Origin of the sequence: Kitasatospora sp. NPDC057936 (genome assembly GCF_042887525.1) — a bacterium.
Taxonomy (GTDB): Bacteria; Actinomycetota; Actinomycetes; order Streptomycetales; family Streptomycetaceae; genus Kitasatospora.
Genome location: NZ_JBHVPD010000162.1, coordinates 1 through 13,230, shown reverse-complemented (window position 1 = coordinate 13,230; position 13,230 = coordinate 1). Strand labels below are relative to the sequence as shown.

The following is a 13,230-nucleotide window of genomic DNA, read 5'->3' as shown; positions in this document are numbered from 1 at the left end:
CTGCCAACGGTGAGAACACCCCACCCACAGAGTCGGCAGTCGGAAAATCATCCAGCCCCCGGAGCGGCCACCCCCGCAGCCACCCCCGGCACCCCCCACCCACCCGAAAGCCCACGACCCCCCAAGCCCCGCGCAGCGGCCCTCCCACCCCGATCCCCCAGGTGAAAGGATGGTCCCCGGACCCCCGCGACGGTGCGGCGGCCCGAAGAGCAGAGCCGAGGAGCGCAGTCATGCCGAAGCAGGCCCCGCAGAGCGACCCCCTGCAGGACGCCCCCGAGGTGTCCGCGCCGCAGCACGCGGCCGCCGGCCTGCCCGCCGTCGGCCACAGCCTCCGCATGGCCACCGAGCAGATGGGCGCCCGCCGCACCCTCGCCACGCTCCTCAAGGTGAACCAGCCGAACGGCTTCGACTGCCCCGGCTGCGCCTGGCCGGAGCCGGACAAGACGCACACCGCCGAGTTCTGCGAGAACGGTGCCAAGGCCGTCGCCGAGGAGGCGACCGAGCGCCGGATCCGGGCCGAGTTCTTCGCCGCGCACCCGGTCGCCGACCTGGCCGAGCGCTCCGGCTACTGGCTCGGACAGCAGGGCCGCCTCACCCAGCCGATGCTGCTGGAGGAGGGCGCGACGCACTACACCCCGATCTCCTGGGACGACGCCTTCGCGCTGATCGCCGAGGAACTCAAGGCCCTCGACACCCCGGACGGCGCCGCGTTCTACACCTCGGGCCGCACCAGCAACGAGGCCGCCTTCGCCTACCAGCTGTTCGCCCGCCGCCTGGGCACCAACAACCTGCCGGACTGCTCCAACATGTGCCACGAGTCCTCGGGTTCGGCGCTCACCGAGACGCTCGGCGTCGGCAAGGGCAGCGTGAGCCTGAAGGACCTCTACCAGGCCGACCTGATCATCGTGGCCGGCCAGAACCCGGGCACCAACCACCCCCGGATGCTCTCCGCCCTGGAGCGCGCCAAGCGGGCCGGCGCGAAGATCGTCAGCGTCAACCCGCTGCCGGAGGCGGGCCTGGAGCGCTTCAAGAACCCGCAGAACGCCCGCGGCCTGGTCGGCCACGGCACCAAGCTGACCGACCTGTTCCTGCAGATCCGCCTCGGCGGCGACCTCGCGCTGTTCCGGGCACTCAACCAGCTGGTCCTGGAACGAAACGGCGTCGACCGCACCTTCGTCAACGAGCACTGCCACGGCTACGAGGAGTTCGAGGCCCAGGCCACAACGACCGACCGGGACGAAGTCCTCACCGCGACCGGCCTGCCCTGGGAGCAGATCGAGGAGCTCGGCCGCATGGTGCTGGCCTCGAAGAAGATCATCGTCTGCTGGGCGATGGGCCTCACGCAGCACAAGCACGCCGTCCCGACCATCCGCGAGGTGGTCAACTTCCTCCTGCTGCGCGGCAACGTCGGCCGCCCCGGCGCGGGCGTCTGCCCGGTGCGCGGGCACAGCAACGTGCAGGGCGACCGGACGATGGGCATCTTCGAGCGGCCGAGCAAGGCGTTCCTGGACGCGCTCGGCAAGGAGTTCGCGTTCGAACCGCCGCGCGAGCACGGCCTCGACTCGGTGGACACGATCCGCGCGATGCGCGACGGCAAGGTCGGGGTCTTCTTCGCGATGGGCGGCAACTTCGTCGCGGCGACGCCGGACACCGAGGTCACCGAGGCCGCGATGCGGCGCTGCCGGCTGACGGTGCACGTCTCGACCAAGCTGAACCGCTCGCACGTGATCACCGGAGCCCGCGCGCTGATCCTGCCCACCCTCGGCCGCACCGACCGGGACGTCACCGGCTCGGGCGCCCAGTTCGTCAGCGTCGAGGACTCGATGGGCCAGGTGCACGCCTCGCGCGGCGGCCTGCGCCCGCCCGCGCCCGGTCTGCTCTCCGAGACCGCGATCATCTGCCGCCTCGCCCGTGCCGTGCTCGGACCGCAGGACACCGTGCCGTGGGAGGACTTCGCCGGCGACTACGACACCCTGCGGGCCCGGATCGCCCGGGTCGTGCCCGGCTTCGAGGACTACAACGAGAAGGTGCGCCGCCCCGGCGGTTTCACCCTGCCGCACGGCCCGCGCGACTCCCGGACCTTCCCGACGGCCACCGGCAAGGCCAACTTCACCGTCAACCCGCTGACCGCCCCGGAGGTCCCGCCAGGTCGCCTGCTGCTGCAGACGCTGCGCTCGCACGACCAGTACAACACCACGATCTACGGCCTCGACGACCGCTACCGCGGCATCAAGGGCGGCCGCCGGGTGGTCCTGGTGAACCCGGCCGACGCCGCCGAACTCGGCCTGACCGAGGGCGCGTTCGTCGACCTGGTGGGCGAGTGGAAGGACGGCGTCGAGCGCCGCGCACCGCACTTCAAGGTGGTCCACTACCCGGTGGCCCGCGGCGGGGCGGCGGCCTACTACCCCGAGACGAACGTACTGGTCCCGCTCGACTCGACGGCCGACATCAGCAACACCCCCACGTCGAAGGCGGTCGTCATCCGGTTCGAGCCGGACAGCACCGCGGGCTGAGCCTCCAAACAACGGAGAGGCCGCCTCTCAGGGCGGCCTCTCCATCCGGCTACGGGACTCAGGGCAGCAGGCCACCGATCAGCGGCAGCGTGGCAGTGGCGCTCCCGGGCGCCGAAGCAGTGGGCGTCCCCGTACCGGACGGCGTCGGCGTACCCGTCCCGGAAGGCGTCGGAGTGCCCGTCCCACTCGGCGTCGGCGTACCCGTCCCCGAAGGCGTACCCGTCCCCGAGGGAGTCCCGGTCCCCGACGGCGACCCCGTACCCGACGGAGTCCCGGTCCCGGACGGCGTCCCGGTCCCGGACGGCGTCCCGGGCGTGGTGGACGGGGTCCCCGGGTTCGGCGCCGGCGTGCCCGGGACCGGGGTCGTGCCCGGGGCCGGGGTCGTGCCCGGGGCCGGGGCCGGCACCGGCGGCCGCTGCTCGGCCGGGGTCGGGGCGATCGGCGTGACGGTGTCCCAGCCGGTCGGGAGGTCGGGCACCTTCCAGGCGCCGCCGGCGTCGTCGGCCGCGCCGGACGGGTCGGGGCGGACGGCCCCGAGGATCGCCATCGAGCCGATCGGCGAGACCTTGATCACCGCGCCCGGCCGGGGGGCCTGCACGATCAGCCCACCGCCGATGTACATCGCGACGTGGGTGGCGCCCTGGAAGTACACGATGAGGTCGCCGGGCCGGATCTGGTTCAGCGCGACGTGCGGGAGCTCGGCCCACTGCTCCTGGCTGGTGCGCGGGATCGGCTTGCCGGCGTGCAGCCAGGCCTGCGAGGTGAGGCCGGAGCAGTCGTACGAGTCCGGGCCGATGCCGCCCCACAGGTAGGGCTTGTTGAGCTGGGCCAGCGCGAAGGCGACCGCCGCGCGACCGGCCAGCGAGGGCGTGCGCTCGCCCTGGCCGAGGGCGCCGCTGGCGAGGAAGGCGAGCTGGGCCTCGTCGGCCTTGGCCTTCTCCAGCTTCTCCAGTTCGGTGCGCTGGGCGCCGGTGAGCGAGGAGACCAGCTGCTCGACGGCGGCGAGGTCGGTGGCGACCTTGGCCTTCGCCGCCTCCTGCTGGGCGACGAGCGCCTGGGAGGTCTTGAGGGCGTCCGCGGTCTGCGCGGTCAGCCCGGCGAGTTCGTTGCGGTCGGCCTTGAGCCGGTCGAGGAACTCGGACTGCGAGCGGCTGGCGGTGGCGAGCAGCTCGGCGATGGTGACGGCCTCGTACGGGTCCTTGGAGAGCAGGAGTTCGGCGTAGGCGGAGGTGGCACCGTTGCGGTACTGGGCGGCGGCGAGCTGCGCGGCGATGTCGGTGCCGGCGTCGACCTGCTTCTGCTGGCGTTCGAGGCGGTTCTGCAGGTCGGTGAGGGCGGTCTGCTGCTCGGTGACCTTGGCGACCGCGCCGTTGTACTGCTCGGTGGCGGCCTCGGCGCCCTGGTAGAGCGCGTGCAGCTGGTCGAGCAGCGGTCCGAGGGTGGCCTTGGCGGCGGCGAGCGGGTCGTCCCCCGGGGCGGCCGTGGGCGCCGTCACGCCGGGCGTGCCCGGGTCGGGTGCGGCGTACGCGGCCCCGGCGGCGAACGGGAGCGCCAGCGCGGCGGCGGCCAGCACGGCTCCGCAGCGCAGGGCGGCCCGCACCCAGGGTCGTACGCCCACCGTCTCGCCGCGCCGCGATTCCCCGCCCATGGGTCTTCCTCCCCGCCCTGCCCGTCCCCGGGTTCCCCGGATCCCGGCGATCCTCCCACGGGTTACCCGCCGGAAACAGGGCGCGCCAGGACCGGAAGGTGAATTCTCCGTTCACAGCCCCGTTCACGGTCCCGTTCACGGTCCCGTTCACCTGTGAGACAGGTCTCAGCAAACGTGTGCGAACCGGGGCGTTCTTCGCTAAGGTCCAGCTCAGCGCGACCCATGTCACTCCTGCGAAAGCTTACGGCCATCGCCAGGACACCAGCGGAACCACGATTCCCGGCTCAGTTCACCTTCCGTTCACCGAACCTGCCTACGGTCGCGAGCGACACCAACGTCCGTGCGACAACTACGACGATTGTTTGGGTATGGAACACATCTCGTTCCTGGTAGCCGTTGTGATCATCACGGCGCTCGCCTTCGACTTCACCAACGGGTTCCACGACACCGCGAACGCGTCCGCCACCGCGATCGCGACGGGAGCCCTCCGGCCGAAGGTCGCGGTCACCATCGCGGCCGTCCTCAACTTCGCGGGCGCGTTCCTGTCCGTGAAGGTCGCCACCACCATCTCCGGCGGCATCGTCAACGAGAAGACCGGCATCCACCCCGAGATCATCTTCGCCGCCCTGGTCGGCGCGATCCTGTGGAACCTGCTGACCTGGCTGCGCGGCCTGCCGTCCAGCTCCTCGCACGCCCTGTACGGCGGCCTGATCGGCGCCACGATCGTCGGCGTCGGCATGAACGGCGTCAACTTCGACACCGTGGTCACCAAGATCCTGATCCCGGCGGTCGCCTCCCCGTTCGTCGCGGGCCTGGCCTCCTTCGGCGCCACCAAGCTGGCGTACCTGATCACCCGCCGCAGCAACGGGGCCACGACGGACAAGGGCTTCCGCAAGGGCCAGATCTTCTCGTCCTCGCTGATCTCGCTCGCGCACGGCACCAACGACGCCCAGAAGACGATGGGCATCATCACCCTGACCCTGGTCTCGGTCGGCGCCCTGCCCAAGGGCGCGCTGCCCCCCACCTGGGTGATCGTCTCGGCGGGCGCCGCGATCGCGCTCGGCACCTACATGGGCGGCTGGCGGATCATCCGCTCGATGGGCAAGGGCCTGGCGGACATCCAGCCGCGGCAGGGCTTCGCCTCCGAGTCGTCGGTCGCGACCGTCATCCTCACCTCGTCGCACATGGGCTTCGGCCTCTCCACCACCCAGGTCTGCACCGGCGGCATCATGGGCGCCGGTCTCGGCGGCCCGAAGCCGGAGCTGCGCTGGAGCATGGTCCGCCGCATGGTCTACACCTGGGGCCTGACCCTGCCGGCCGCCGGCCTGGTCTCCGGCGGCGCGGCCCTGGTGGTCCGCCAGGGCACCTGGGGCGTGGTGCTGGTCGGCGCCGCGCTGGTCGCCGGCGCGGGCGGCATGTGGCTGATCTCCCGCCGCCAGCCGGTCGGCGCGGACAACGTCAACGAGGTCGGCTCCGTCGAGGACGTCACGGCGGTCGACGTCACCGCGCTCGACGTCACCGCCGCCGACGTCACCGCGGTCGACGTCACCCCGGCCGCCCCGGCGAACGCCGCCCCCACCACCGCCTCGACCACGGTCGCGGCCTGAGCGCCGCCGGCTGAGGAGCACACACCATGCACATCAAGTGGAACGCCCTGGCCCAGACCGCCGGAATCAGCTTCGGCGTCACCGTCGCCGTGGTCACCGTCTTCGCGCTCGGCATCCTGGCCCTGTCCCGCCGCGAGGCCGCGCTGACCGCCCGCGAGGACCGCACCGCCCAGGCCGGCACCGCCCAGGCCGCCGGCGGCCGGCTGGCGCTGGCCGGCGCGTACGCCTGCTTCGCCGTCTGCGCCGCGGCCGTCGTCTACGGCCTGGTGCTGATCGCCGCGCCGTAGTCCCCACCGCGCACACGCGAACGGGCCGGGAAGTGGATCCCCACTTCCCGGCCCGTTTCCGTGCCCGCGTACCGGAGGCGTCAGTTCTGCTGCGTGGTCCGCAGCGCCGTCTCCCGGATGAACAGCACCGTGACGAAGGAGGCCAGCGCGAACGGCGCGGCCCACAGGAACACCGTGCCGACGCCGTGCCCGAAGGCGTCCGTCACCAGCGGCAGGATCGGGGCCGGCAGCTTGTGCAGGTCCGGGATGCCGCCGTCGGAGGCCGCGTGCCCGGCCGGGATGTGCGCGGCGGCCAGGTTCTCGGCGAGGTAGTGGCCGACCTTGTTGTTCATCAGCGCGCCGAGCGCGGAGACGCCCATCGCGCCGCCCATGGTGCGGAAGAACGTGACGACCGAGCTGGCCGCGCCGAGTTCGTTGCGGGGCACCGTGTTCTGCACCGCGAGCACCAGGTTCTGCATGGTGAGGCCGAGTCCGATGCCGGTGATCGCCATGTAGACGGAGAGCAGCACGTAGCTGGTGTCGGTCCGCATGGTGCCGAGCAGGCCGAAGCCGATCGCGAGCAGCGCCGTGCCGGAGACCAGGTAGGCCTTCCAGCGGCCGTACTTGGTGATCAGCCGGCCGGCGACGGTCGAGGAGAGCGCCAGGCCGAGGATCATCGGCAGGGTCATCAGGCCGGCCATCGTCGGGGACTTGGCGCGGGCCAGCTGGAAGTACTGGCTGAGGAAGGTGGTCGCGCCGTACATGCCGACGCCGACCAGCACGCTCGCGAGCGCGGCCAGGGTGACGGTGCGGTAGCGGAAGAGGTCCGGCGGGATGATCGGCTCGGCGGCGCGGCGCTCGATGACGACGGCGAGCGCGCCCAGCAGCAGGCCGCCGCCGACCATGGCCGCGGTCTGCCAGGACAGCCACGCGTAGTTCTTGCCGGCCAGCGTGATCCAGACCATCAGCAGGCTGACGGCGCCGGTGATGGTCAGCGCGCCGAGGTAGTCGATCTTCGGCTTGCGCCTGACCACCGGCAGCTTGAGGGTGCGCTGGACCACCAGGATCGCGGCGATCGCGAACGGGATGCCGACGTAGAAGCACCAGCGCCAGCCGAGCCACGAGGTGTCGACGATGACGCCGCCGATGAGCGGGCCGCCGATGGTGGCGAGGGCGAACACCGCGCCGAAGTAGCCGCTGTATCGCCCGCGCTCGCGCGGCGGGACCATCGCGGCCAGGCAGATCTGGCCGAGCGCGACGACACCGCCGGCGCCGATGCCCTGGAGGGCGCGGCAGGCGATGAGTTCGCCGGTGTTCTGGGAGAGGCCGGCCAGGGCGGAGGTGGCGATGTAGATCAGCAGGGCGATCTGCAGCAGCACCTTCTTGCTGGCGAGGTCGGAGAGCTTGCCCCAGATCGGGGTGGAGGCGGTGAGGGTGAGCAGCGCTGCGGTGATCACCCAGGTGTAGGCGGACTGGCCGCCGTGGAGGTCGGTGAGGATGTGCGGCAGGGCGTTGGAGACGACGGTCGACGAGAGCACGGCCACGAAGAGGCCGAGCAGCAGGCCGGACAGCGCCTCCATCACCTGTCGGTGGGTCATGGGTCGGTCGTCGACGGCGGCGGCTGCGCCGGTCGCGGCCTCGGTGGTCACGGTCATCCCGGTCCTTAGAAATCGTTGACTTAGGCAACCATACGAGCAGATGGTTGCTTAGGGCAACTTTCTTCAAGGCAAAGTAAAGCCGGGCCCCACCCGCGCGCCCCCGGGCAGCCGCTCCCGCGCGACCCCCGGCGGCCCCTCCCGCGACCCCACCCACACGACCCCCTGCGGTCACTCCCCCGCGGGCTCGCCGAACACGTCGTTGAAGCGGTGCAGCAGCTCGGCGAAGCGGACCACGTCCTCCTGGGACCAGCCGCCCATCACCTCGCGGACCCGCCGCATCCGGACGTCCCTGGCCGCGAGGTAGCGCCGCCGCCCGTCCTCGGTCAGCGAGACGAACGAGGCCCGCCGGTCCAGCGGGTCCGCCACCCGGGCGACCAGGCCCAGCTCCTCCAGCGCCCTGATCTGCCGGCTCACGGTGGCCTTGCCGACCGCGAAGTACACGCCGACGTCGGTCACCCGCACCCGCCCGGCCTGCTCGATGTAGCCGAGCATGCTGTACGCCATGCCCTCCAGCTCCGGGTGCACCCGGCGGGACAGCTCGGCGACCCTCGCCCGGCCGCGCCGGAACATCAGCGCGACCTCGCGGTCCACCGCCAGCAGCGCGCCCTCGTCCAGTGTTCGCCCGCCCGGCACCCGCTCGCCACTCTCCGCACTCACCGCGCCAGTATCCCGCAGCGGCGGTGGCCGGAACGCGGCGCGTGCGGTGCGACAAGCCAACTACTTCATGGTATGAAGTATCGGTTCTCGTAGTATCTGATTCCGCTCGAATCGCAGGTTTCCCTCGAAACATGGGTTTCCCCCCGAAACCGCAGGTTTCCCCCGATACCAAGGAGATGTGGATGGCCGCCCCGGGGCAGGGTTTCGTCGCCGAACTGAAGGGAGCGGTCACCCCGCGCGCAGCGCTGATGGTGATCGCCGTACTGCTGCTCCAACTCGGCTTCATCACGTCGTACGTCGGGGCGCTGCACAAGCCGGCCCCGCACAACCTGTCGATCGCGGTGGTCGCCCCGCCGCAGGTCGCGCCCAAGCTGGTCGGCGCGCTGGAGTCGGTGCCGAACGACGCCGTGAAGCCGGTCACGGCACCGGACGCCGAGACCGCCACCGCGCGGATCAAGGACCAGAAGATCTACGCCGCGCTGGTCTTCAACCCGGCCGGCACCGAGGACACCCTGCTGACCGGCGGCGCCCGCGGCACCTCGGCCGCCAAGGCCGCCGAGAGCATCACGACCGCGCTGGAGAAGACCCAGGGCCGCACCGTCAAGGTCGAGGACGTCGTCCCGCTGGCCAAGGGCGACACCAACGGCCTCTCCGCGTTCTACCTGGTCATCGGCTGGTGCGTCGGCGGCTACCTGGTCGCCTCGATCCTCGGCATCAGCGCCGGCTCCAAGCCGGCCAACGTCCACCGCCTGCTGATCCGGCTCGGCGCGATGGCGCTGTACTCGATCGCGGCCGGCGTCTTCGGCACCCTGATCGCCGGTCCGGTCCTGGACGCGCTGCCCGGCTCGATCCCGAGCCTGTCGGCGGTGGGCGCCCTGGTGGTGTTCACGGTCGGCGCGTTCACCATGGCGCTGCAGTGCCTGTTCGACATCATCGGCATCGGCATCGCGGTGCTGATCTTCGTGGTGCTCGGCAACCCGAGCGCGGGCGGGGTCTACCCGGCGCCGATGATGCCGCCGTTCTGGCGCGCGATCGGCTCGTGGATCCCGAACGGCGCCGGCACCGCCGCGACCAAGTCGATCGCCTACTTCGGCTCGACCAACATGGCGATGCCGCTCCTCGTGCTCGTCGTGTGGGCGGTCCTCGGCGTGGCGGTCGCCCTGCTCGCCGTCGTGCGCGGCCCGCGCTCGGGCGGCCGGGAGCTGGTCCAGGAGGCCTGAGCCCCGCCCTGCGGAAGGATCCCGTGCCCCCCCGGCCCCCGTGGCCGGGGGCACGGCCGTCTCAGGCGCCCGCCAGCCGGCCGGGGTCGGCCACGACGGCGCGCACCACCCCGACGGCGGCGCCCAGCAGCGGCCCGCGCCGCCCGAGCCGGGAGACCGTGAGCCGGTCGTCCGACCACGGGCGGACGGTCACCCGGGCGCCCATCTCGGCCCGCATCGACGGCAGCAGCCAGGGCGCCAGCTGGGCGTACCCGCCGCCCAGCACCACCTCGGCGGGGTCCAGCAGGTTGACCGCGCCGGAGGCCGCGATGCCCAGCGCCGCCCCGGCCCCGGCCAGCGCGGCGCGCACCTCCTCGTCCCCGGCCTCGGCGCGCTCGGCGAGCAGGGCCACCCAGTCGCCGCGGATGCCCTCCAGCCCCGCCGCGCGCAGCACCGCCGTCTCCCCCGCGTACTGCTCCAGGCAGCCGTGCGCGCCGCACGCGCAGCGCGGCCCGTCCGGGCGGACCGGCACATGGCCGAGCTCGCCCGCGTAGCCGCGCGCGCCGCGCAGCAGCCGCCCGCCGATCACGATCGCCGCGCCGACACCGGCCTCGGCCGAGACGTGCAGGAAATGGTCCGGGCCGCCGCCCAGCCAGAGTTCGGCGAGCCCGCCCAGGTTGGCCTCGTTGTCCGCGTCGATCGCGAGCTCCGCCAGGTCCTCCGAGCCGGCCGCGCGCAGGGCCAGGCGCAGTTCGGCGGCGAGCGGCACCTCCTGCCAGCCGAGGTTGGCGGCCCGCTGGAGCACCCCGCCGGCAGTGCCGACCAGTCCGGGCACGGCGAGCGCGAGCGCGGCCGGGCGCAGGCCCGCCTCGGCGACGGCGCGGCGCAGCAGTTCGGCGAGGTCGGCCATGACGGCGGCGGGCGTGCGGCCCCGGTTGCGGATCTCCTGACGGCGCCAGGAGACGACCTCGCCGCGCAGGTCGACGACGCAGGCGCCGAGGTGCTCGACGCCGATCTCGGCGCCGAGGCCGCCGGGCCCGTGCGGGTTGAGGCCGAGCGCGGTGCCGGGCCGGCCGACCTTGCCGCTCGGCGCGGCCGGGCCCTCCTCGACGACCAGGCCGCCGGCGATCAGCTCCTCGGCGAGCGAGGAGACCGCCGCCCGGGTGAGTCCGGTCTCCGCGGCCACTTCGGCGCGGGAGCGCGGGGCCCGTGCGATCACGCCGAGCACCAGCGCCAGGTTGGCCCGGCGCATGCCCTGCTGGCTGGCGGGTCCGCTCCGGACTCCGTCCGGCTCACGCATGTGCCCACCCCGCTCCCTGGCTGGCGGTCACCCGGCCTCACCGCGTCCCGGGCACCTCCCGGGACGTCTCGTGTGCAGCGTAACCGGGTTCGAGGGGCGGCTGCGTCCCGGTGGCGACGGGCTCGGCGAGGCGGGTGAACACCCAGCGCTGCATCGCCCAGAACCGGAAGAGCATCGCCACGAAGGTGCCGACGATCATGCCGCTGAGGAAGTCCGCGACCTCCTGGGCGAACGGGCCGACGTAGGGCTCGCGCAGGTCCAGGACGTACCGCGAGACCGCCAGCGGCACGTCGTTGACGGCGATCGCCACCACGCTGACCAGGAAGAACAGCACCGCCTCGCGCCGCTGCCCCTGGGCCCGGAAGGCCCAGCGGCGGTTCAGCACGTAGGAGACGACGGTGGCGATCACGGTCGCGATGGTCAGCGCGACCACCGGCTTGTGCTCCAGGACGGTGAACTTCAGCTCGAAGTCGATCACCGTGGTGAGCGCGAAGCAGCCGCCGCCGACCAGCAGGAACTTCACCAGCCTGCGGTGGCGCACCAGGAACGGGCGCAGCCTCGCCGGCACCCGGGCCAGGACGCGCTGAGTGGGGGACGGCATCCTCGCAGTCTCGCACGCGGTCCGCCGTCCCCCTCGTCACTCGGCGGAAATCCTCAGGACGCCGGTGATCGTGCCCTGGTAGACCACTCCGCCGGGGGCGATCGAGCCCACCATCTGGAGCGTGTCGAAGAGGAAGCCGGCCCCCAGGAACCGGGTGCGCCCGACGGCGCCGGTGGCCGGGTCGATCTCGGCGTAGTAATAGGGGTCGAGGACCGTCGTGGCGGTGCTGCCGGGGATCAGCGGCTTGCGCAGGACGGTGTGGATCAGCCCGTCGCCGGTGGAGAGCCGCGGGACGGCGGCGGAGCGCACGGTGGTGTCCCAGACCAGGTCGCAGCCGGAGCCGTCGGGCCGCACGTCGACCCGGCTGAAGCCGCCGCGGAAGTCGGCGGAGGCGGGCACGCTCGGCCCGGCCTCGGCGGGCAGCGCGGGGTACGGGTAGCCGTTGGTGCTGCTGATGAAGACGCTGTTCCCGGCGCCGATCGGGGAGTTCTCGCTGCCGCTGCCGCCGGCCCTGAGCACCGGCACCGAGCAGACCGGCGAGCCGTCGGAGGTGCGGTAGACCAGCAGGTGCACGGTCGGCGCGGCGTTGTCGACGATGGTCGTGTAGTCGGTGCCGGTGCGCGGGCCGAAGAAGGTCGGGGTGGAGCCGGTGCCCCAGCTGAGCTGGCCGGGCTTGCGGCCTGGCCCGCGGTCGTACGCCTGGCGCCAGGCGGTCCGCGGGGTGCCGTCGGCTCCGGCGGTGAGCAGGTAGGTGGCGTGGGTGGTGGCGACGAGGGTGCCGGCGGGGGCGGTGGAGATCGAGTTCGCGATCCGTTCCCCGGCGGGGAGGGCGAGGCCGCGGACGGCGCCGGTGCGCTCGTCCGCGGTGCCGACGACCCCGCCGCCGGTGGCGAACCAGACCCGGCCCTGCCAGTCCGGCGAGATGCCGACGACGGCGTCGCCGGCCGGGACGGCGCCGGCCAGCGGGAGGCGGCTGTCCACCGTGAGCTCCCGGTCGCCGTCGGCGCTGCGGTGGTGGCCGATCCGCAGCAGGTCGCCGTGGCCGTCGACGGCGACCAGGCGGTCCCGGTCGTCCAGGTAGGCGTACACGCCGCCGAGCAACGAGCCCTTGGCGAGCGGGAGTTCGGCGAGGGACTCGCCGTCGTCCGGGTCCAGCAGGTGGACGGTCGGGGTGCGCCCGAGGATCGTGGTGCAGAGCGCGACCGGGAAGCCGTCGTAGCCGACCAGCACGGTCGGGCAGGCGGACTGCAGGGCCGTGCGGTGCGAGGTGAGCGGGCCGGCCGGCGGCCCGGGCAGCCGGGTGGTGTCCGAGGAGCCGGTGTCGCCGTGCATGGTGGCGGTGCCGTCGGGGCCCGCGTACGGGTTGTGCGGCGGCAGCGGTCCGAACGGCGTGGCGGCACGGGCCGGGACCGCGAGGGCGAGCAGGGCCGCGGCCGCGAGGGCGGCGGCGCGGGAGGACAGCGCGAAGCGCATGGAGGGTGTCCCATCGGGTGAGCGGGCAGGCGTGGGCGCATGGCGGTGCGGCCACCCGGTGGGGGTTCCCGGCGGGGGCGCCGGGTGGAACACCGCGCTCAACGGACGCGGTGACAGATCGCCGAGCACGCGCGGGCGAGGTCGACGTCCAGTCGACGGCTCAGGTGCGCGTGGCGATTCACCCGGCCAGCCTCCCTTACTGACGACCCGTCTCACAAGACCGTCTCACCCTGCGGGCAGGGCCCGGGGCGGGGGGGCCGGTGCGCCGCCCCCCCGGGCCCGGTGCCCCGGCCAGGGGCGGCGGCCAG

At 73.2% G+C, this 13,230-nt stretch carries 10 protein-coding genes; 4 read left to right on the top strand and 6 right to left on the bottom strand.

All coding sequences use genetic code 11. The features are described from left to right. The first annotated feature begins 230 nt into the window (after positions 1 to 230). Positions 231 to 2,513 (top strand): FdhF/YdeP family oxidoreductase, encoded by a 2,283-nt coding sequence (locus tag ACFVU9_RS44130; RefSeq protein ID WP_387603499.1) that lies wholly within the window; start codon positions 231 to 233, stop codon positions 2,511 to 2,513. A 58-nt stretch (positions 2,514 to 2,571) separates the two neighbouring features. Here the strand turns inward: ACFVU9_RS44130 and ACFVU9_RS44125 are convergent, their stop codons facing one another. Then, entirely contained in the window at positions 2,572 to 4,161 is a 1,590-nt protein-coding gene (locus ACFVU9_RS44125) for an NlpC/P60 family protein (protein ID WP_387603496.1), read from the bottom strand. A 368-nt stretch (positions 4,162 to 4,529) separates the two neighbouring features. On the opposite strand from ACFVU9_RS44125, the gene ACFVU9_RS44120 reads away from it, so the two are divergent. Beyond that, the gene (locus tag ACFVU9_RS44120; protein WP_380499548.1) at positions 4,530 to 5,768 is read left to right on the top strand and encodes an anion permease; all 1,239 of its coding nucleotides are present in this window, start codon (positions 4,530 to 4,532) and stop codon (positions 5,766 to 5,768) included. Positions 5,769 to 5,794: 26 nt separating this feature from the next. After that, on the top strand, positions 5,795 to 6,055 hold the full coding sequence (locus ACFVU9_RS44115) for a hypothetical protein (protein ID WP_387603493.1): 261 nt from the start codon (positions 5,795 to 5,797) through the stop codon (positions 6,053 to 6,055). Positions 6,056 to 6,135: 80 nt separating this feature from the next. Here the strand turns inward: ACFVU9_RS44115 and ACFVU9_RS44110 are convergent, their stop codons facing one another. Continuing rightward, positions 6,136 to 7,689: an MDR family MFS transporter gene (locus ACFVU9_RS44110; RefSeq protein ID WP_380438589.1), complete on the bottom strand. Its 1,554-nt coding sequence runs from the start codon at positions 7,687 to 7,689 to the stop codon at positions 6,136 to 6,138. Positions 7,690 to 7,860: 171 nt separating this feature from the next. Beyond that, positions 7,861 to 8,349 carry a MarR family winged helix-turn-helix transcriptional regulator gene (locus ACFVU9_RS44105; RefSeq protein WP_380438587.1) on the bottom strand — a complete coding sequence of 163 codons (489 nt, stop codon included), beginning with the start codon at positions 8,347 to 8,349 and terminating at the stop codon, positions 7,861 to 7,863. 182 nt (positions 8,350 to 8,531) lie between these two features. On the opposite strand from ACFVU9_RS44105, the gene ACFVU9_RS44100 reads away from it, so the two are divergent. Further along, on the top strand, positions 8,532 to 9,569 hold the full coding sequence (locus tag ACFVU9_RS44100; RefSeq protein ID WP_380509698.1) for an ABC transporter permease: 1,038 nt from the start codon (positions 8,532 to 8,534) through the stop codon (positions 9,567 to 9,569). 61 nt (positions 9,570 to 9,630) lie between these two features. Here the strand turns inward: ACFVU9_RS44100 and ACFVU9_RS44095 are convergent, their stop codons facing one another. The 3 genes from ACFVU9_RS44095 to ACFVU9_RS44085 are packed head-to-tail and all read right to left on the bottom strand — an operon-like array spanning position 9,631 to position 12,922. Further along, complete coding sequence (locus tag ACFVU9_RS44095) at positions 9,631 to 10,848, bottom strand: ROK family protein (protein ID WP_380438583.1); 1,218 nt, start codon at positions 10,846 to 10,848, stop codon at positions 9,631 to 9,633. Positions 10,849 to 10,885: 37 nt separating this feature from the next. Beyond that, complete coding sequence (locus ACFVU9_RS44090; protein ID WP_380438581.1) at positions 10,886 to 11,449, bottom strand: GtrA family protein; 564 nt, start codon at positions 11,447 to 11,449, stop codon at positions 10,886 to 10,888. Positions 11,450 to 11,485: 36 nt separating this feature from the next. Continuing rightward, a complete protein-coding gene (locus ACFVU9_RS44085) occupies positions 11,486 to 12,922 on the bottom strand; it encodes a hypothetical protein (protein ID WP_387603488.1) in 1,437 nt (478 codons plus the stop codon). Positions 12,923 to 13,230: the final 308 nt, after the last annotated feature.

What these genes read in the sequence shown, in the direction of transcription:
- ACFVU9_RS44130 (WP_387603499.1), top strand. Translation starts at nt 231, where the DNA reads ATGCCGAAGCAGGCCCCGCAGAGCGACCCCCTGCAGGACGCCCCCGAG.
- ACFVU9_RS44125 (WP_387603496.1), bottom strand. Translation starts at nt 4,161, where the DNA reads ATGGGCGGGGAATCGCGGCGCGGCGAGACGGTGGGCGTACGACCCTGG.
- ACFVU9_RS44120 (WP_380499548.1), top strand. Translation starts at nt 4,530, where the DNA reads ATGGAACACATCTCGTTCCTGGTAGCCGTTGTGATCATCACGGCGCTC.
- ACFVU9_RS44115 (WP_387603493.1), top strand. Translation starts at nt 5,795, where the DNA reads ATGCACATCAAGTGGAACGCCCTGGCCCAGACCGCCGGAATCAGCTTC.
- ACFVU9_RS44110 (WP_380438589.1), bottom strand. Translation starts at nt 7,689, where the DNA reads ATGACCGTGACCACCGAGGCCGCGACCGGCGCAGCCGCCGCCGTCGAC.
- ACFVU9_RS44100 (WP_380509698.1), top strand. Translation starts at nt 8,532, where the DNA reads ATGGCCGCCCCGGGGCAGGGTTTCGTCGCCGAACTGAAGGGAGCGGTC.
- ACFVU9_RS44095 (WP_380438583.1), bottom strand. Translation starts at nt 10,848, where the DNA reads ATGCGTGAGCCGGACGGAGTCCGGAGCGGACCCGCCAGCCAGCAGGGC.
- ACFVU9_RS44090 (WP_380438581.1), bottom strand. Translation starts at nt 11,449, where the DNA reads ATGCCGTCCCCCACTCAGCGCGTCCTGGCCCGGGTGCCGGCGAGGCTG.
- ACFVU9_RS44085 (WP_387603488.1), bottom strand. Translation starts at nt 12,922, where the DNA reads ATGCGCTTCGCGCTGTCCTCCCGCGCCGCCGCCCTCGCGGCCGCGGCC.